We start from the raw sequence: 18317 nt of genomic DNA on the forward strand, positions 1-18317 counted from the left end.
CATTACCAACCACATTAATAAACCAATGAAGTCAGGTTTAAAAGCTTTTTATACCCATTCTTTCGTACTTGTTTTTTTTGTAATCATCGCCTTGGCATACTTTAGTCCTGTACTACAGGGCAAGGTCATTGAACAATCCGATATACGCCAGTATACGGGTATGGCCAAAGAGCAGAACGATTTTCGAAAAAAGAACGACGGGCAAGAACCTTATTGGACGAACAGTGCCTTTGGAGGCATGCCTACTTATCAACTTGGGGCTTACTATCCGCATGACTATGTGAAGAAATTGGATCGTTTGATCCGCTTTTTGCCAAGGCCTGCCGATTATCTGTTCATTTATTTTTTGGGCTTTTATATTCTTCTATGCTGCTTAAAAGTCGATTATAGATTGGCCGCTATGGGGGCACTCGCATTCGGATTTTCAACGTATTTGATCATTATTCTAGGAGTGGGCCACAATGCAAAGGCCCATGCTTTGGCTTATATTCCGATGCTCTTAGGGGGAATAGTACTGACATTTCGGGGTAAGTATTTATGGGGATTTGTTTTGACTGCATTTGCCATGGCTTTGGAAGTAGGGGCCAACCATTACCAAATGACGTATTATTTTATGCTTTTGGTACTCATATTAGGTGTCGTATATCTCATTTACGCTATTCGTAAGCATACTTTGCGTAATTTCTTCATATCCGTAGGGCTGCTTATCCTTGCCGTTGTACTGGGTATTGCTGCAAATACGACCAGTTTAATGGCAACAAAGGAGTATGCCGATTGGAGTACACGTGGTAAATCCGAATTGACCATTAATCCTGACGGGTCAGAGAAAACCAAAACGCAAGGACTCACCAATGAATATATTACCCAATACAGTTATGGTATCGTTGAATCCTTGAACTTATTCGTGCCTCGATTATTCGGGGGGTCCAATGCAGAGGATTTAGGTGGAAACTCCAAAACCTATGATTTTCTCATTGATCAAGGAATTTCGAGAAGTCAGGCTTTGGACTTCTCTAAAAATCTTCCGCTTTATTGGGGAGACCAACCCATAGTCGCTGGCCCGGCCTATATTGGTGCCATTATCCTTTTTCTGTTTTTATTAGGATTGCTTTTGGTGAAAGGAAAGGCCAAATGGTGGCTTTTGGGCGGTGTTATTATGGCCTTGTTATTATCTTGGGGCAAGAATTTTGGACCCTTGACCGATTTTATGATCGATTACTTCCCCCTATACAACAAGTTCAGGGCCGTATCATCCATTCAGGTTATTGTTGAGCTATGTGCTCCGGTTCTAGGCGTTTTGGCAGTGAAGGAACTCCTTGATCATAATGTGGATAAAAAAGAAAAATTAAGGGCATTGAAGATTTCTTTTTTCATAATGTTGGGAATTGGGGTGGCCTTATTCTTAATGAAGGGGGCTTTCAACTTTGTTGGTGCATCGGATGAAACGCTACAACGCTATTACGGTGATGAGATACTTTCGTTGATCAGGTTGGACCGGGAGGCAGTTTATACCAATGATCTTTTACGTTCCATAATATTCGTTGTGCTGGCAGCTCTATTTATTTGGTTGTATTTAAAAGAAAAAATAAAGACGAATCTGTTAGTGTTGGTTTTGGCACTTTTGATAGTTGTTGATTTAGTCGGTGTTGATCTGCGTTATGTAAATAAGGATGATTTCGTTTCAAAACGAAAAATGGCCGAACCTTTCCCGGAAACAATGGCCGATAAGCAGATTTCCCAGGATAAAGGAATTTATAGGGTATACAACACACAAGAAGGTATAAATGGTGCTAGGACCTCCTACTATCATAAATCAATAGGAGGATACCATGCAGCTAAACCGGCAAGGTTACAGGATCTATTCGATTTTTATATCTATAAGGGAAAAATTGAAATCCTGGATATGTTGAATGTCAAATATGTAATTCAACAAAACGAAGAAGGTAACAGTGTTCCGACAATGAACCCCAATGCCAACGGCAATGCATGGTTCGTTGACAAGTTGATAGCGGTTAATTCCGCCAATGAGGAAATAACGGCTTTGGAGCATCTTGATTCAAAGCATGAGGCAGTAGTGAATACTTCTGAGTTTTCAAACATAAACCGATTCGATTATCAGACCGATTCATTGGCTACAGTGGTCTTAACGGATTATGAACCCAATCAATTAATATATCGATCTTCAAACCCGAATGCAGGGGTTTTGGTATTTTCAGAAATGTATTATAAAAATGGGTGGAACGCTTATATCGATGGTGAATTAAAAGACCATTTTAGGGTCGATTATGTATTACGTGCCTTAAAAGTGCCAGAAGGGGAACATGAAATTGTCTTTAAGTTTGAACCGGAAATCGTTAAAACTGGAAGTGCGATAACCTTGGCAAGTTCAATTTTACTAGGGTTAATCGTAATCGGAGGTATAGTATACTCTGCAAGGGGTTCTTCGAAAAAAGAAGGGGATCAATGAAAAAAGTCTTGATCATTACGTACTATTGGCCACCGGCGGGTGGGCCTGGGGTACAACGATGGTTGAAATTCGTAAAATATTTACCTCATTTCGGAATAACCCCGATAGTCTATATTCCAGAGAATCCCAATTACCCTATTTTGGATAATTCTTTTGTAAAAGAGGTACCTAAAGATGTCATTATTTATAAGCATCCCATTCGAGAGCCGTACAAGTTGGCAGGACTTTTCTCCAAAAAAGATGCAAAGCGAATAAGTTCCGGTATTATAACGACAAAGAATCAATCGATTATAGAAAAGGCCATGCTTTGGGTAAGGGGCAATTTCTTTATTCCCGATGCCCGTAAAAACTGGGTTGGGCCTTCGGTAAAGTTTTTGGATGCAATAATTGATAAAGAACGGATTGATACTGTGGTAACGACCGGTCCGCCACATAGCATCCATTTGATAGGCAATCGTTTAAAGGAGTTAAAAGGTATTCGTTGGTTGACGGATTTTAGAGATCCATGGACGTCTATTGGGTATCACAAAAAACTGAAACTGACCCGGAAATCCCAACTTGAGCATAAGCGTTTGGAGCATCAGGTGTTGAACAATGCCGATGGTATTATCGTAACCAGTTATACGACCAAAAAAGAATTTGAAACGATTACCGATAAGCCCATTTCCGTAATTACGAATGGTTTTGACTCAGATGACCAAGGGCATGCACCTTTGACCAAAGATTTCACCATTTCTCATATAGGGTCCCTGCTTTCAGGTAGGAACCCTTTGGTGTTATGGAAGGTTTTGGGGGAATTGGTGAATGAAAATGAAGGTTTAAAAACCAGTTTCAAACTACGATTGGCTGGAGTCATAAGTGAGGATGTTCTTCAAACTATAAAAGATTCTGGCTTAGAAAACCATACCGAAATATTGGGCTATATATCCCATGAAGAAGCAATTACACTACAACAGCAATCCCAAGTGCTTTTGTTGGTAGAAATCGATTCTAAAGAAACTAGGGGGATATTGCCGGGCAAGTTGTATGAATATATGGCTGCTGAACGACCTATTTTGGCAATTGGCCCGGAAAAGTGGGATGCCGCCCAAATCATTGCCGACACCCATTCGGGGTTCAGCTTTGGATATTCGGATGAGAACGAATTAAAAGATGTACTTTTAAAGTGGTTTTGGGCCTATAAGAATGAAGGATTGGTAATGAAATCCGTAGGCTTGGAAAAATTTAGTCGAAGGGAGCTCACCAAGGAATTAGCCAAACACATTTAATGGGAATAGTCAGTAAACAAGCATTGAACAATACCATAATCACTTATTTGGGATTTGGGGTTGCGGCTATAAATACACTTTTTCTCTATACCAATTTTTTGACCGATGCCTATTATGGCCTGGTAACGGTTATCTTGTCCACTTCTGCGGTTCTGATGCCTTTATTGGCATTTGGGGTGCCCAATACTTTTATTAAGTTTTACAGCAGTTTTAAGAAAGAGGGAAGCAAAGAGGCCTTTGAGACCCTTATGCTGTTATTACCCTTACTTCTTATTCTTCCCCTTACTTTGTTGACTTTTTTATTTACAGATGCTATTGGAAGTTTTATCGCGAAGGAAAACAGTATCGTAAAGGACTATGTATGGTATATTTTCCTCATTGGTATGGCCATGGCATATTTTGAGGTCTTCTACGCTTGGGCGAAAGTTCAAATGAAATCCGTGTTTGGTAATTTCATGAAAGAGGTCTTTAATCGGGTAGGGGTCATGTTACTTTTGTTTTTGGTGTATTTTGATGTTATTTCGGTGGATTTTTTCTTGAAGGCCCTAGTAGGTTTGTATCTTCTAAGAACCGTGATCATGAAAATTTATGCCTATGGTCTAAAAATGCCGAAATTGAATTTCGATTTTCCTGCCAATACACGGGCAATCATTGGCTATAGTGCTTTGATAATCCTGGGAGGGTCCGCTGCGGTGATCATTTTAGAGATCGATAAGGTAATGATCAATCAATATAAAGTAATTGAAAATGTAGCTTATTATGGAGTGGCCATTTATATTGCAACAACGATCATTGTGCCATCCAGGGCGATGCATCAAATCACATATCCGTTAACGGCCGAACTGTTGAACGATAAAGATCATGACGGACTGGAATCACTTTACAAAAAATCATCATTGACCTTGTTCATAGCTTCGGGAATATTGTTCGTTTTGATCATTACCAATTTGAACGACCTTTTTCTTATTCTTCCAGAGGAGTATAGAGGTGGGTTCGTTATCGTATTTCTTATCGGATTGGTAAAGGTTTATGATTCGCTTTTAGGAAACAATAATGCGATCATGTATAATTCCGACTATTATAAAACGCTATTGGTTATGGGGGTGTTCCTGGCGTTACTGGTTATTTTGCTCAATATGTTCTTTATTCCGGCATATGGACTTAATGGTGCGGCATTGGCCAGTTTTATGGCTATTTCAATCTATAATACCATCAAATTGTTCTTTGTTAAGGCTAAGTTCAATATTATGCCATTTAGTTTGGAAACCCTAAAAGTGTTCGTGATCTTGTTAGTTATGGGAGGTGTTTTTTATATGGTAAGCCTGCCGTTCCATCCCATAATAAACATTGGTTTAAAAAGTGTTGTGACCATTGTTTTTTATATGGGAATACTTTATCGGTTCAAGATATCTGAAGATGTACATAGATTGCTTTCCAAGTATATAAAAAAATAAACCCTGACGGAAAAATATCGCATCAGGGTTTAAACAACTAACCAACCTAAAAACTATCTTAATGTGACCGGGATTTCAAAAGCCCTCTGCTAATTGTAACGCTTTGGTCAACTATTGTTTTTTAATATCTTCTAGAATTACTTCTGGTACTGCTACTTCTAGTTGCAACCTTTGTACTTCTAGATGGAGACTTTCTTACCGTGCTTTTACTGGTGCTACGGGTTGTTGAAGGTCTTTTGGCAACCGATCTCTGTGTTCTAGTAGTCGTACTACGTACCGTTCTTGTCTGTGTTCTATTTACAGGCTTCTTATACGTTGTTGTACTTCTGGTTACCGTAGTACTTCTTGGCGTTTTGGTTACAGATCTCTTGGTAACCGTATTTCGCTGTGGAGACCTTGTTGTTGTTGATCTTTTGGTAACGTTTCGATTGGCTGTAGACCTGGTGTTGGTTGTACGGGCCGATCTCGTTTGTACATTTTTTGATCTGTCAACTGCTGTTCTACCAGCTACCTTTGTATTTGATCTACTTGTACGTGTTCCAGAATTTCGAACAACATCGCCTCTATTATTATTTGATTTATAGTTTTTATAAGAATCATTGTTTCTAGCTACAGATCTATTGCTACGCACGTCACTGTTTCGTCTTACATTGTTAGAACGTTGAGCGACCCTCTTATCATTTCTGTAAATTGTAGCTCTCTCTCTACGAACTTTATTGTATCTATGTTCCCTACCGATCTTTGCATAAGCCCTTCGCTCATTAAAACGATATGGTCTGTAATAAGTATATCTATAAGGCGTATAATACCTTCTGTATGGTCTGTTCAATACCAATGAAAATCCGATGGAAGGTCTTAAGAAAAACCTATGGAAAGGTCTGTATACATAATGTCTGTTATAAACATTGATGTATCCTGTATGGTAATCATAAAAACCATTTCGGTTGTAATAAACATACATGCCACCCATTCTGAACACTCTATTGTTCCTATAACGGATATCAACATCCCCAATTTGGGTAACGCGACCATAATAGTCATAATATACGGGTACGTTCTCAACTTGAATTACCGCTCCGTAATCATCATATTGGGTATACGGACTATAGTCATATCCTGAGTTCATGGTTATCCCGTTCTTACGACCGGATACATAATTCTCTATATAAAAATCAAATTCACCATCGGGATATACGGAAAACGTAATGCCTTGTTCAACGAAAATGAACGAGTTGTTGTTTGTATAAGCATTGCGTGTTGCAACCTTATCTTCAGTTGTACTAGCCATGGTACCTGCAGTACCTAATAAAAGGGCTGTAAAAAGGAGTACTAATTTTTTCATGATATAAGGTTTAAATTCCTGAATGCAACTATTTACATTCGATTAGTATATACCAAACAGCGTGCCAAAAAATAATTTAATACGTTAAGTTATTGAACATCAATTACTTAAATATATTTTTGACGTTCGAAAATTGTGAGGATTTATTTTAAACCTTTAATCGAATCAGAAATAATTCAATTTATTCCAAAGAGAAAGTGTACCTAATTTAGGCTTTAATATGTATCAATTATTATTTCGTTAGTTTGTCTTTTAGGTAATTTGCGGTGAAAGATGTTTTACTTTTGATTATTTCCTCCGGAGTACCTTCCGCCAATATCATTCCGCCATTTTCACCACCTTCTGGACCAAGATCGATAATATGGTCGGCACATTTAATAAGTTCTATATTATGTTCAATTACCACTACGGAGTGTCCTTTTGCGATAAGCGCATCAAAGGATTTCAATAATTTTTTTATATCGTGGAAATGTAATCCGGTGGTAGGTTCGTCAAAAATGAACAAAGCCTTATCCTTTGTACTTCCTTTAACAAGAAATGAAGCAAGTTTGATCCGCTGGGCCTCTCCGCCGGAGAGGGTCGAGGAAGATTGTCCTAAGGTAACATACCCAAGGCCAACATCACGGAGTGGGTTCAATTTCCCTACGATTTTGGTCTGTCCGTGTTTTTCAAAAAAGTCGATCGCATCATCCAAGGTCATATCAAGGACATCGGCAATGCTGGCACCTTCGAAGGTAACCTCCAAAACCTCTTTCTTAAAACGTTTGCCGCCGCAAGTGTCACATTCCAAATGCACATCGGCCATGAACTGCATCTCCACGGTAATTTCACCTTCCCCTTTACATTTTTCACATCGACCACCGTCTACGTTGAATGAAAAGTGTTTAGGTTGATAACCTCTGATCTTACTGAGTTTTTGGGCAGCAAAGAGGGCCCTGATATCATCATAGGCCTTAATATAGGTTACCGGGTTGGAGCGCGATGATCTTCCTATCGGATTTTGGTCAACGAACTCTACATGTTTTATAGATTGATATTTGCCTTCGACAGAAGTAAACTGTCCGGCTTTTTCTCCATAACCACCTATTTCCTTTAATATAATAGGATAGAGTAGTTTTTTGACCAATGTACTTTTGCCGCTGCCGGAAACGCCTGTTATCACCGTAAGCATGTTAAGAGGAAAGTTGGCGTTGATGTTTTTAAGGTTATTTTCCCTGGCCCCTTTAATTTCAATATAATTTTTAGAGGTACGTCTTTTCTTCGGTACGGCTATTTCCAAGGTGCCATTTAAATAACTTGCGGTCAAGGATGAAGATTTCAGTATTTCGGACAGTGTACCATGTGCAACGACCTCACCACCATGGGTACCTGCTTCGGGCCCAATGTCTATGACTTCGTCAGCAGCGTTCATGATATCCTCATCATGTTCAACGACAATGACCGTATTGCCTAGATCGCGCAACGATTTCAGTACATCGATTAAATTCTCCGTATCCTTGGGATGCAGGCCTATACTGGGTTCGTCCAGAATATACATGGATCCAACTAGACTACTTCCTAAAGAGGTAGCCAGGTTTATACGTTGGCTTTCCCCTCCCGAAAGGGAGTTTGATTTACGGTTGAGGGTAAGGTAGTTGAGTCCTACCTTTTGCAAGAAACCCAATCTGGTATTTATTTCTTTCAGTAATCTGTCCGCGATTTGGGCATCATGTTCATTAAGGGAAAGCTCTTTGAAAAAGTTGGCCAACTTTCTAATGGGCAGCTCTACAAGGTCGGTTATCGATTTGTTATCGATCTTTACATACTCGGTCTCTTTGCGGAGGCGTTTTCCTTTGCATTCGCTGCATTTTGTTTTGCCACGGTACCTAGAGAGCATCACCCTGTTTTGGATTTTATAACTCTTCTCCTCCAGCAGACCAAAAAATTTATGTAATCCCGTAAAATGCAAATTCCCGTCCCATACCAATTGTTTTTGTTCTTCAGTAAGCTCAAACCATGGTTTATGTATGGGGAAACCGAACTTATAGGCATGGTTTACCAACTCGTCCCGGTACCACCCCATGCTTTCGCCCCTCCAAGGAAAGATCGCATTTTCATATACGGATAAGGCAGTGTTCGGTATGACCAAATCTTCATCTATACCTATAACATCCCCATACCCCTCGCATTTAGGACAGGCCCCGTACGGATTGTTGAAACTAAAGAGATGGACGTTCGGTTCTAAGAAAGACATACCGTCTTTCTCAAATTTATTATTGAAAATCGTCTGTTTTTCCGTTGCCAATTCTTCAATGATACACTCGCCTTTTCCTTCAAAAAAAGCAGAATCAATGGCATTGGCCAAACGATTGTAGAAATCTTCATCGTTCTTGGTTATGATCCGATCTATGACCAGGCTAAATTTATGGCCAATGTCTTCAGGAGCGGCGTCGATACGAATGACTTTTCCGTTATGCTTGATCCTTGCGTACCCTTGTTTTGAAAACAACTGCAATGACTTTATAGGGTCTCTATCTTTCTTTATTACTATAGGGGCAAGAAGCAAGAGTTTTTCTCCTTCTTTGAATTCTTTAATGAATTTGACTGCGTCGGTAACCGTATGTTTTTTTACCTCTTCACCGGAAATAGGGGAGTAGGTCTTACCGATCCGGGCAAATAACAATTTAAGGTAATCATAGATTTCGGTAGTGGTGCCAACCGTTGAACGGGGATTGGTGGAATTCACTTTTTGTTCAATGGCTATGGCAGGGGCTATACCTTTTATATAATCTACTTTTGGTTTATTCAGTTTGCCCAAAAACTGGCGGGCGTATGAGGATAGGCTTTCTACATACCTCCGTTGCCCCTCCGCATATAAGGTGTCAAAGGCCAAACTTGATTTGCCCGATCCTGAAAGTCCTGTTATCACTACCAGTTTGTTTCTTGGTATTACAACATCGATATTCTTAAGATTGTGCAGTTTGGCACCTTTGATGATAATATTATCCTTTGGATTAACGTCTTGTATTTTGGGCATATGTTTCATTAGGATTGCAAAGATACAATGTACGTATCTAAACTTTTATAATTGACCTTAAATTTGACTTGTCAACCTATGGCTTTTAATACGGGACAATAGAATTGGTGGGCGTATCATAGTATCGGATATTGGGCCGGACGAACTTCAAAAGACAAAAAAGTACGGGCCTATGGACTTGTTTTGCGGTTTCTTATATATTTATAAATTGATGATTATTAGGGTGCTATTTTTTTATAACCTATAATTTTGTCTATATTTGAACTAAATAAAATGTTAATACGCCTATAGAAGAACAATTACTTTTTAAAATTAGTGTAACCCCAAAAAGGCTTTTCCCTAAAGGACTGGCCCCTAGTTTTAACTTTAAAAAAGTAATTGACATGGAACTTCAAATAGCCGATTCCCTACTTATACAAAATTATATCAACGGAGATGAAAGAGCTCTGGAAACCTTGATCAGAAGACACAATCAACGATTGAGCAGTTTTATTTATTCTAAGGTAAATGATCGGGAGATTACCGAAGATATTTTTCAGGATACATTTATAAAGGTCATTAGAACCCTAAAGAAGGGTAGATATAATGAAGAGGGTAAATTTTTGCCTTGGGTAATGCGTATAGCCCATAACCTTATTATAGACCATTTTAGGAAGAATCGCAGATTACCTTATTTCGAGGGATCCAATACTTTCGATATTTTCTCTATTATTCATGATGAGAAATTGAATATTGAGAAACAACTTATAAAGGAACAGATTGATGAGGATTTGGTTCTCTTGATCGAAGAGCTGCCCAAAGACCAACGGGATGTACTGGTGATGCGAATGTACAAGGATATGAGTTTCAAGGAAATTTCGGAAAATACGGGTGTCAGTATCAATACGGCACTGGGGCGTATGCGGTATGCACTTATAAATCTTCGTAAGATCATAGAGGATAACAATATTGTTTTAACGAACTAATCGTAACTTAGGTCGACCTTCTTGTGTTTTGGTCGAATATAAATGACGTAGGTCGAACGGTTTTATTATATTTATCCTAATAGCGTTTTAGTAATGAAACAATACTGAAATAGATATGGGGAAATTTTACGTAGAGGATAAAAACAAGATTAAAAAGGTCGAGGCCAAAAAAGAAACTATTGATTTTTTGTTGAACTACTCAAAATCATTGAAAATAGATAAGATCAATGGTGTCGCCTATGAAAGTAATTTGAATTGAATATTATTGTACCGCTTATAAAGCCCTTGTTGCAAACGCAATAAGGGCTTTTTTAATTTTCTGCCTTTTTGAGTTGGTTCCTTTTTACGTTTATCCCCTGAAAGTATGCCGAAAAGTATAGTATGGATGTAGTTCGTCAAAACAACTAACAATTTTCCGGATTATTGTACAGAAAATCAAAAATGATTGTTTCACATCATAAAAAGGGTATTTGACAACATAGTTTTTTTCTCACCCCCCCTTTTATCTAGTTTAGAGTCATAATTAATGAATAGCACCTTTTTTAACCGAAAGCTGTTTAACTCAAAGTAAAGACCGAATAACTTAAATCAAGCTTTTTTTAAAGAAGCCCTAAACTTAAAAAGTACTTTGTATGGAACTACAAATTGAAGACTCAATATTAGTAAGAGATTATATCAGTGGAGACGAAAAAGCTTTAGAGATATTGATCCATAGACACAACCAACGTATTTCTAGTTTTATTTATTCCAAAGTATTGGATAGGGATATCACAGAAGATATTTTTCAGGATACCTTTATTAAAGTAATCAAGACCTTAAAGAAAGGTACGTATAGTGAAGAAGGTAAGTTCTTGCCATGGGTAATGCGAATAGCACACAACCTTATTATAGATCATTTCAGAAAGAACAAGAGAATGCCTATGTTCGAGGGGAATGATGATTTCAATATTTTCTCTGTAATAGGTGACGATAAGTTGAATGCCGAAAAGCAATTGATCAAGGAGCAGATCAATGTAGATCTTAGATATCTTGTAGATGAGTTACCGGATGATCAAAGAGAAGTGCTTTTAATGCGCATTTATAAGGATATGAGTTTCAAGGAAATTTCCGAAAATACGGGAGTAAGTATAAACACAGCTTTAGGTAGAATGCGTTATGCCCTTATTAACCTTAGAAAGATCATTGATAAGAATAACATTGTACTTACAAATTCATAAGCAAAATTCGGTTAAAACAATATTTTGATTTTAGTTGCGTTATTGTAACATAACAATACTATAATCACTATGGAAAAAATTTACTTTGAGAACGAAAAGAAGAGCCATCCGGTAATGGCATGTAGTGAGACAATCCAATTTTTGACAAGTTTTTCCAAGTCACTTTGTATCGTCCGTCCAAACAAAATGCAGTTCGAATTGAATTTGAACTAATAAAAAGACCCGCAGTTAGCGGGTCTTTTTATTTTTAAGGTAATCGTTCAGCACCGATTTTCTTCCTATTGTGCTGGTTATAATGTCTTTATTAAGGTCCCAACCTCTAGCCGGCGAGTATTCCCGACCATACCATATTATCTGTAGATGTAGGTCGTTCCATGCTTCCTTCGGGAAAATACGTTTTGCATCTTTTTCCGTTTGGGTTACATTTTTTCCGTTCGATAGTCCCCATCGGTACATTAATCGATGAATATGGGTGTCCACTGGGAAAGCTGGAGTACCAAAGGCCTGGGATACCACAACGCTAGCGGTTTTGTGGCCTACGGCCGGAAATTCTTCCAAAAGTTCAATATCATTGGGTACCACTCCGTCATATTTATCTATCAATATTTGGGATAAGCCATGAATACCCTTAGCTTTCATTGGTGATAATCCAACGGGTTTTATGATTTCGCGAATTTCATCCACCGATAATTTCACCATGTCATAAGGATTATCGGCCCGGGCAAAGAGTAGGGGTGTAATTTGGTTCACCCTTACATCAGTGCTTTGTGCGGACATTAGTACGGCGATCAATAGGGTGTAGGGGTCTTTATGGTCTAAAGGTACAGGTATCGTAGGGTATAGTTCCTGTAATTTTCTTAAGACAAAATCTACCTTTTCTTTTTTCGTCATTTAAAGCTTAATTTAGCTATGGATAAAGAATTGCTAATTTATAAAAATCAACTATGAAAACACTACAAGTAGGGGATAAAGTCCCTGATTTTGAGGCCAAGGACCAAGATGGGAATACCGTTAAATTATCTGATTTCCTGGGAAAAAAGCTGATCGTATTTTTCTATCCCAAGGCCAGTACGCCCGGGTGTACGGCTGAGGCCTGCAACCTAAGGGATAATTATGGCGAACTGCAAGCCCAAGGTTTCCACCTACTGGGTGTTAGTGCCGATTCGGAAAAAAGACAGGCCAATTTCAGGAATAAGAATGAATTTCCATTCCCACTTTTGGCAGATGAAGATCATACCGTTATCAATACTTTCGGAGTTTGGGGCCCCAAAAAATTCATGGGTAGGGAGTATGATGGTATACATAGAAAAACTTTCGTGATCAATGAGGAAGGTAAGGTAGCCAAGGTCATTGATAAGGTGAAGACCAAGGATCATGCCGCTCAACTTCTTGATTAAAGGCTAAGGGTTATAATCAAAAAAAAACGTCCCAATGTTAGATTGGGACGTTTTTGTTTATTGAATAATATTCCTATTTCATATCGATATCCCTTTCTCGGGTAAAGAGTTTTTTCTCTTTGATAATATCGGCAATACCTTCTGGAAGCGAATCTTCCCAACCTTCTTCATTGTTAACGATTTTCTTGAAGACATCCCTGGAGAAAATATCCATGATCTCAGTATCATAGTCGATGATATCCATGACCTTTCCATTATATTTAAAGAACTTGTAGAGTTCCTTCATCCTAGGATGTACCTTGATATTGTTACTGGTCATGATCTGGCCAGTTTCAGGATTTTTCATCGGATAGAGGTAAACTTGAAGTTCTTTAAAGAACAATTTACCGAAGGCTTCCAAAATACCACCACTTAAATGGCGATAGTATTTTTCATCGAAAATGTCCACTAGGTTATTTACACCCATGGTAAGCCCGATTTTGGCCTTCGTATAATTATTGAAATATTCGACCAATTTATAATACTCCTGAAAATTGGATATCATTACCGTATGCCCCATTGAACAAAGCAATTCGGCCCTATCCATAAAATCCCTTTCATCAATTTCCCCATCGGCTTTAAGGTTGGATAAGGTAATCTCAAAAATCACAATGGCCTTACTTTCATCTACAGCCCGGTCACGTACAAATATATTGTAAGATTTCTTGAGCATATCCATATTAACCTTGGTAACGGGCCTGAAACTACCCCTTAAGGCCAAAATGTTCTTTTTGTAAAGCTTGGCGGCAGGTAAAAGGTTGTTGCCGTCGGGACCGAACATTACGGCATCGGTCATTCCGTTACGGATCAACTGAAGGCTCATCAATCTGTTATCGACCCCCTTGAAATTAGGGCCTGAGAAATTGACCATGTCAATTTCTATGGTATCCTTATCGATATGGTCGTAAAGATATTTTAATAATTTTCTTGGCTTGTGGTATTTGTAGAAGGCCCCGTAAATGAGATTTACCCCAATAATACCCAAAGTTTCCTGTTGTAAACGGGCTTCGGTCTGTTTAAAGCGCACGTGAAGAATTATTTCATCAAATTCTTTTTGATCGGGCTCTAATTGAAATCGGATACCTAACCAACCATGACCTTTATACCTTTTTGAAAAATCTATGGTCGCTACGGTGTTGGCATATGAAAAGAAAAGACGATCAGGATGCTTATCCCTGGTAATACGTTCTTCCATAAGACGCATTTCGTGGGAAAGCATTGTTTTCAATCTAGGTTGGGTAACATAACGTCCATCAGCTTCTACGCCGTAGATGGCATCACTGAATTCCTTATCGTACGCACTCATGGCCTTGGCGATCGTACCCGATGCGCCCCCCGCCCTAAAGAAATGTCTGGCTGTTTCTTGACCTGCACCAATTTCCGCAAAAGTTCCGTAAATATCAGGGTTTAAGTTTATCCTCAAGGTTTTTGCCTTGATAGAAGGTATGTTCTCAAATGCTGTGTCCCTTTTTAGAACTAAAGACATATAATGGTTTTTCGTTTGTCGCAAAGTTAGCAAGATCGGGTAATCTATTAAATAAATATGTTATAAATTTGAAATAAACTGTTGAAGCGTTGAAAATTACATTTTTGGGAACAGGCACATCACAGGGTATCCCTGTTATCGGGAGTTCACATCCGGTCTGTTTAAGTAAGGACCCTAAGGACAAACGACTTCGTGTTTCGGTATTACTTTCTTGGGGGGATTATACTTATGTGATCGATTGCGGGCCCGACTTTAGACAGCAGATGTTGACCAACGGGGTTACTAAATTACATGGTATTCTTTTTACCCATGAACATTCTGATCATACTGCCGGTATCGATGATATTCGACCGTTTTTCTTTCGGCAGGGCGATATACCCATATATGCCCATAAAAGGGTGGTTGAATCCTTGAAAAAGAGATTCGATTATATTTTTGCCGATGCAGACCGATACCCGGGTGCTCCGGCCGTTGAAATCAATCAAATCGAGAACAACGAACCTTTTACTATTGGGGGAAGGCAGGTGGTACCCATTAATGCAAAGCACAATAGGCTTCAGGTATTCGGTTTTCGGATAAACGATTTTACATATTTGACCGATGTAAAAACAATCGATGATTCAGAGATCGAAAAAATAAAAGGTACAAAGGTGCTGGTGGTAAATGCCCTGAGGGAAGAGCCCCACCATTCACATTTTAATTTAAGCGAGGCCTTGGCCTTTATTGAACGGGTTAAACCGCAAAAAGCCTACTTGACCCATTTAAGCCATTTGTTGGGTTTTCATCGGGAAGTAGAAAAAAAATTGCCAAAAGATGTACATTTGGCTTACGATAATCTTCAAATAACCCTTTAGGTAGTCAACCATGAAAAATAAACTCTTTTTATACCTTTTTGTCTTTACGGCCTTGATCTGTCTCTTTTTGTTCGTAAGTAACGGTAATATGCAAAAATCTAAGGACGCTAAGTTGGAAAAATTGGGGAATAAGGTAACAGCATTGACAGATTCCCTTCAGGATGCTCGACTAAAGGTGTTGGATATGCAATACTTTTCATTGGAGAACAATGAGGATGCCTTGGCATATTATGATCATTTGGAAATCGAGGACCCTAGCCGTTATATAGCTGATAAGTTATTGGAAACCAATGAGTCCAAAGGTGATAATCCTTTAATCCCTTATGAAGGGATGGAGAGTGATTTTAAATTGAACAAAATCAAGATCTTGAACCATAAATGGATTGTGGCCGATTTTTCCGATGGAAAATATTGGGGCGAATTATTGATCAAATACGAATTGAAAGACGATTTGGGGGTTGATTTTACCCTTCTAGATCATTTGTTGTATACCCGTAGTAATTAGAATTTATCTTGCAGCCATTTCTTGAACGAATAAAAGTTCTGGGGTGCCACACCATGGCCTACAGGAAATTCCTCATAAACGTGCTCAACTCCTAAACCACTTAGTATTCCAGGTATTTTTTGTGCCCAGTCCGGAGGAATTACTTGATCAACTTGTCCGTGGGAAGCATAAATTTTAAGTTTGCCAAAATCTTTTTTGGTAGGGTCTCCGGCAATAAGCTTTTTGTTTATATATCCACTAAGGGCAACAACGTTCTTGATTTTCTCAGGATAGGAAAGTGCAACGGCATAACTAAGGATAGTACCTTGGCTGAAACCCAATAAGGATATCCGATCCGTATCAAGCCCGTAGGTATTGCAAGCTTCGTCTATAAAGGATACTATTTTTTCCCTGGATTCCACAGCTTGTTCATCATCGCTCCATTTTCCTTGGTCGGCATCAAAATTTATGGCATACCAAGCATGTCCGTACGGTTCTAGGTCGTAAGGGGCACGCACGGCGATAATACAAAGTTCCGATGGTAGTTCCGGTGCGAATGAAAATAGGTCTTCCTCATTGCTGCCATAACCATGGAACATGAATAGAACTGGGGCTTTGCCTTCTTTTAAGGAGGAAGGCCTGATCAAATGGGTCAAAGAAAGTTGGGCAGTTGTCATATCAAGAAATAAATGTAAACCATTTTTGAAAATAAGGTCCTAGGGCTGGGACCAATTGTTTTTTATTGCCCAAGACTCCTAAAAAGCCATAGATCCAGAGGATGAAATAGCAAAGATAGAGCCCAAAAAGAGCATATTGATTGTACCAAACACTGGAAAACAGGGCAAAACCGTGAAACATAAGGTGTAGACCAAAAGCCTGACGCGTATGAAAACGGGCGAACTCATTTTTAGGTTCCGAGTTCATGAAAATGGCTATGATGGCACCAACAATGGTGAGGTAGGCCACAATTGCGGTTGTTTTTCCTTTAGCAATGGTATCATCTGAAGAATTCGGAGTCATGCGAAACGTACTTTAAAAGGGCTAATTTAAAACCAATTGATCGTTATTGAAAATTCCATAGACTTTTCCTTTCAAGGATTCACCTATGGTCATACTGTTTTTAGATGTGGAATGAATATTATCCTTTTCAAATGTATATTCTTTATCAGGGTCAAAAAGGGTAAGACAAGCTTTGTTGCCCTCTGCCAAAACGGTTTCCGATAGGCCATATCGTTCTTTTCCATGTGTCAAGAGTTCAATACACTTCTCAGTATCGAATATCTTATGTAAAAGTCCAAAAGCGGATTCCAAACCAATGGAGCCATAGGTTGCATTATCGAATTCCACCGCCTTCAATTCAATATTCAGTGGGGTGTGGTCGGTGGTTACAAAATCAATGATGCCGTCATTCAATCCCTTGATCAGTACTTTGGTATCTTTTTTATCCCGTAATGGCGGATTTACCTTAAATGCCGTATCAAATTCTTCAAGAACTTGATCTGTATAGTATAGGTTATGTATGGCAACACTGCAGGTCACATCCAATCCTTTTTTCTTGGCATCAGCAATGAGTTTAACCGAATTGGCCGTGGAAATGGTTGGTATATGTAATTTTCCCCCTGTGTATTCCAGGATAAAAAGATCGCGTACGATCTGTAGCTCCTCGGCCATTGAAGGAATCCCTTTTAATCCTAATTTGGTAGATGTAGTGCCTTCGTGTACCAAGCCTTTACCGGCTATTTTGGTATCCAGCGGTTCTGAATATATGAGTCCGTTGAAATTTTGCACGTATTGCAAGGCTATTTTAAGCAGGTTCGAATTTTCTATGGGCGATTTAAAATCGTAAAAGCCTACGGCCCCCGCATTGCTCATATCATATAATTCAGCTAAGTCGATACCCTCTGCACCCATCGTCATTGTTCCTAAGGGAAAAAGATCGGTAGCCGAATCCCGAGAGGCATTTTTTAAAAAGACAATATCGGAACTACTGTCCGCAATAGGGTGCGTATTGGGGTTCAATACAATATCGGTGAACCCACTTAATGAGGCCGTCCTAAGGCCGTTTAATATGGTTTCCCTTTCCTCATAACCCGGCTCGCCAAAACAAACACTACTATCGAACCAACCTAGGGACACGTGTAGGTTTTTCAATTCCACGATTTTCGTTCCTTTTGGGGCATCTATTTTACTTGCGATTTTGGCCAAGGTGCCGTTTTGGATTAAAATATCCCTTTTTTTTAAGTGCAGATCCTTGCTTTGTGCATTTACGATTTTGGCAGATTTTAGGAGTACGTTCATTTCCACAGGGTTTATCTATTGTTTTTATGG

At 38.9% G+C, this 18317-nt stretch carries 16 protein-coding genes; 9 read left to right on the forward strand and 7 right to left on the reverse strand.

From position 1 onward, the window contains the following. The first annotated feature begins 25 nt into the window (after window positions 1–25). From GJ691_RS10695 to GJ691_RS10705, 3 genes are read left to right on the forward strand one after another with little or no spacing between them, the layout of a single operon-like run. Entirely contained in the window at window positions 26–2467 is a 2442-nt protein-coding gene (locus GJ691_RS10695) for a YfhO family protein (protein ID WP_154366716.1), read from the forward strand. Further along, entirely contained in the window at window positions 2464–3735 is a 1272-nt protein-coding gene (locus GJ691_RS10700) for a glycosyltransferase (protein WP_154366718.1), read from the forward strand. Before GJ691_RS10695 ends, GJ691_RS10700 begins: the two co-directional genes overlap by 4 nt. Then, window positions 3735–5189 carry an oligosaccharide flippase family protein gene (locus GJ691_RS10705; RefSeq protein WP_154366720.1) on the forward strand — a complete coding sequence of 485 codons (1455 nt, stop codon included), beginning with the start codon at window positions 3735–3737 and terminating at the stop codon, window positions 5187–5189. Before GJ691_RS10700 ends, GJ691_RS10705 begins: the two co-directional genes overlap by 1 nt. Window positions 5190–5310: 121 nt before the next feature. Here the strand turns inward: GJ691_RS10705 and GJ691_RS10710 are convergent, their stop codons facing one another. Both GJ691_RS10710 and uvrA read right to left on the reverse strand, forming a co-directional pair. Further along, window positions 5311–6531, reverse strand: a complete 1221-nt coding sequence (locus tag GJ691_RS10710; protein WP_154366722.1) for a hypothetical protein — start codon at window positions 6529–6531, stop codon at window positions 5311–5313. Window positions 6532–6763: 232 nt separating this feature from the next. Then, entirely contained in the window at window positions 6764–9547 is a 2784-nt protein-coding gene (uvrA, locus tag GJ691_RS10715; protein ID WP_154366724.1) for an excinuclease ABC subunit UvrA, read from the reverse strand. A gap of 383 nt (window positions 9548–9930) precedes the next feature. Here uvrA and GJ691_RS10720 point away from each other — a divergent pair, with 383 nt between their 5' ends. From GJ691_RS10720 to GJ691_RS10725, 3 genes are all read left to right on the forward strand, one after another. After that, window positions 9931–10512 (forward strand): sigma-70 family RNA polymerase sigma factor, encoded by a 582-nt coding sequence (locus tag GJ691_RS10720; protein ID WP_154366726.1) that lies wholly within the window; start codon window positions 9931–9933, stop codon window positions 10510–10512. A 115-nt stretch (window positions 10513–10627) separates the two neighbouring features. Continuing rightward, window positions 10628–10771 (forward strand): hypothetical protein, encoded by a 144-nt coding sequence (locus GJ691_RS19535; protein ID WP_179955095.1) that lies wholly within the window; start codon window positions 10628–10630, stop codon window positions 10769–10771. A 373-nt stretch (window positions 10772–11144) separates the two neighbouring features. After that, window positions 11145–11729: a sigma-70 family RNA polymerase sigma factor gene (locus GJ691_RS10725; protein ID WP_154366728.1), complete on the forward strand. Its 585-nt coding sequence runs from the start codon at window positions 11145–11147 to the stop codon at window positions 11727–11729. A gap of 228 nt (window positions 11730–11957) precedes the next feature. Here the strand turns inward: GJ691_RS10725 and GJ691_RS10730 are convergent, their stop codons facing one another. Beyond that, complete coding sequence (locus GJ691_RS10730) at window positions 11958–12620, reverse strand: endonuclease III domain-containing protein (RefSeq protein WP_154366730.1); 663 nt, start codon at window positions 12618–12620, stop codon at window positions 11958–11960. A 53-nt stretch (window positions 12621–12673) separates the two neighbouring features. On the opposite strand from GJ691_RS10730, the gene bcp reads away from it, so the two are divergent. Continuing rightward, a complete protein-coding gene (gene bcp, locus GJ691_RS10735) occupies window positions 12674–13126 on the forward strand; it encodes a thioredoxin-dependent thiol peroxidase (RefSeq protein ID WP_154366732.1) in 453 nt (150 codons plus the stop codon). A gap of 73 nt (window positions 13127–13199) precedes the next feature. Here bcp and GJ691_RS10740 read toward each other — a convergent pair whose 3' ends face one another. Continuing rightward, window positions 13200–14651: a TonB-dependent receptor gene (locus GJ691_RS10740; protein WP_154366734.1), complete on the reverse strand. Its 1452-nt coding sequence runs from the start codon at window positions 14649–14651 to the stop codon at window positions 13200–13202. Between the two features lie 89 nt (window positions 14652–14740). Here GJ691_RS10740 and GJ691_RS10745 point away from each other — a divergent pair, with 89 nt between their 5' ends. Both GJ691_RS10745 and GJ691_RS10750 read left to right on the forward strand, forming a co-directional pair. After that, window positions 14741–15505: an MBL fold metallo-hydrolase gene (locus GJ691_RS10745; protein ID WP_154366736.1), complete on the forward strand. Its 765-nt coding sequence runs from the start codon at window positions 14741–14743 to the stop codon at window positions 15503–15505. 10 nt (window positions 15506–15515) lie between these two features. After that, window positions 15516–16010 (forward strand): hydrolase, encoded by a 495-nt coding sequence (locus GJ691_RS10750; RefSeq protein WP_154366738.1) that lies wholly within the window; start codon window positions 15516–15518, stop codon window positions 16008–16010. On the opposite strand, the gene GJ691_RS10755 is transcribed toward GJ691_RS10750, so the two are convergent. From GJ691_RS10755 to GJ691_RS10765, 3 genes are read right to left on the reverse strand one after another with little or no spacing between them, the layout of a single operon-like run. Further along, entirely contained in the window at window positions 16007–16666 is a 660-nt protein-coding gene (locus tag GJ691_RS10755) for an alpha/beta hydrolase (protein WP_154366740.1), read from the reverse strand. The two genes, GJ691_RS10750 and GJ691_RS10755, sit on opposite strands and share 4 nt — an antisense overlap. Window position 16667: 1 nt before the next feature. Beyond that, on the reverse strand, window positions 16668–17009 hold the full coding sequence (locus tag GJ691_RS10760; RefSeq protein WP_154366741.1) for a hypothetical protein: 342 nt from the start codon (window positions 17007–17009) through the stop codon (window positions 16668–16670). Between the two features lie 21 nt (window positions 17010–17030). Then, window positions 17031–18287 carry a dihydroorotase gene (locus GJ691_RS10765; RefSeq protein ID WP_154366743.1) on the reverse strand — a complete coding sequence of 419 codons (1257 nt, stop codon included), beginning with the start codon at window positions 18285–18287 and terminating at the stop codon, window positions 17031–17033. Window positions 18288–18317: the final 30 nt, after the last annotated feature.

The sequence above is a fragment of the Maribacter luteus genome, assembly GCF_009674825.1.
Classification (GTDB): domain Bacteria; phylum Bacteroidota; class Bacteroidia; order Flavobacteriales; family Flavobacteriaceae; genus Maribacter_A; species Maribacter_A luteus.

Excerpts from the sequence above, each read along its gene's own strand:
- GJ691_RS10695 (WP_154366716.1), top strand. The coding sequence starts at position 26 with ATGAAGTCAGGTTTAAAAGCTTTTTATACCCATTCTTTCGTACTTGTT.
- GJ691_RS10700 (WP_154366718.1), top strand. The coding sequence starts at position 2,464 with ATGAAAAAAGTCTTGATCATTACGTACTATTGGCCACCGGCGGGTGGG.
- GJ691_RS10705 (WP_154366720.1), top strand. The coding sequence starts at position 3,735 with ATGGGAATAGTCAGTAAACAAGCATTGAACAATACCATAATCACTTAT.
- GJ691_RS10710 (WP_154366722.1), bottom strand. The coding sequence starts at position 6,531 with ATGAAAAAATTAGTACTCCTTTTTACAGCCCTTTTATTAGGTACTGCA.
- uvrA (WP_154366724.1), bottom strand. The coding sequence starts at position 9,547 with ATGCCCAAAATACAAGACGTTAATCCAAAGGATAATATTATCATCAAA.
- GJ691_RS10720 (WP_154366726.1), top strand. The coding sequence starts at position 9,931 with ATGGAACTTCAAATAGCCGATTCCCTACTTATACAAAATTATATCAAC.
- GJ691_RS19535 (WP_179955095.1), top strand. The coding sequence starts at position 10,628 with ATGGGGAAATTTTACGTAGAGGATAAAAACAAGATTAAAAAGGTCGAG.
- GJ691_RS10725 (WP_154366728.1), top strand. The coding sequence starts at position 11,145 with ATGGAACTACAAATTGAAGACTCAATATTAGTAAGAGATTATATCAGT.
- GJ691_RS10730 (WP_154366730.1), bottom strand. The coding sequence starts at position 12,620 with ATGACGAAAAAAGAAAAGGTAGATTTTGTCTTAAGAAAATTACAGGAA.
- bcp (WP_154366732.1), top strand. The coding sequence starts at position 12,674 with ATGAAAACACTACAAGTAGGGGATAAAGTCCCTGATTTTGAGGCCAAG.
- GJ691_RS10740 (WP_154366734.1), bottom strand. The coding sequence starts at position 14,651 with ATGTCTTTAGTTCTAAAAAGGGACACAGCATTTGAGAACATACCTTCT.
- GJ691_RS10750 (WP_154366738.1), top strand. The coding sequence starts at position 15,516 with ATGAAAAATAAACTCTTTTTATACCTTTTTGTCTTTACGGCCTTGATC.
- GJ691_RS10755 (WP_154366740.1), bottom strand. The coding sequence starts at position 16,666 with ATGACAACTGCCCAACTTTCTTTGACCCATTTGATCAGGCCTTCCTCC.
- GJ691_RS10760 (WP_154366741.1), bottom strand. The coding sequence starts at position 17,009 with ATGACTCCGAATTCTTCAGATGATACCATTGCTAAAGGAAAAACAACC.
- GJ691_RS10765 (WP_154366743.1), bottom strand. The coding sequence starts at position 18,287 with ATGAACGTACTCCTAAAATCTGCCAAAATCGTAAATGCACAAAGCAAG.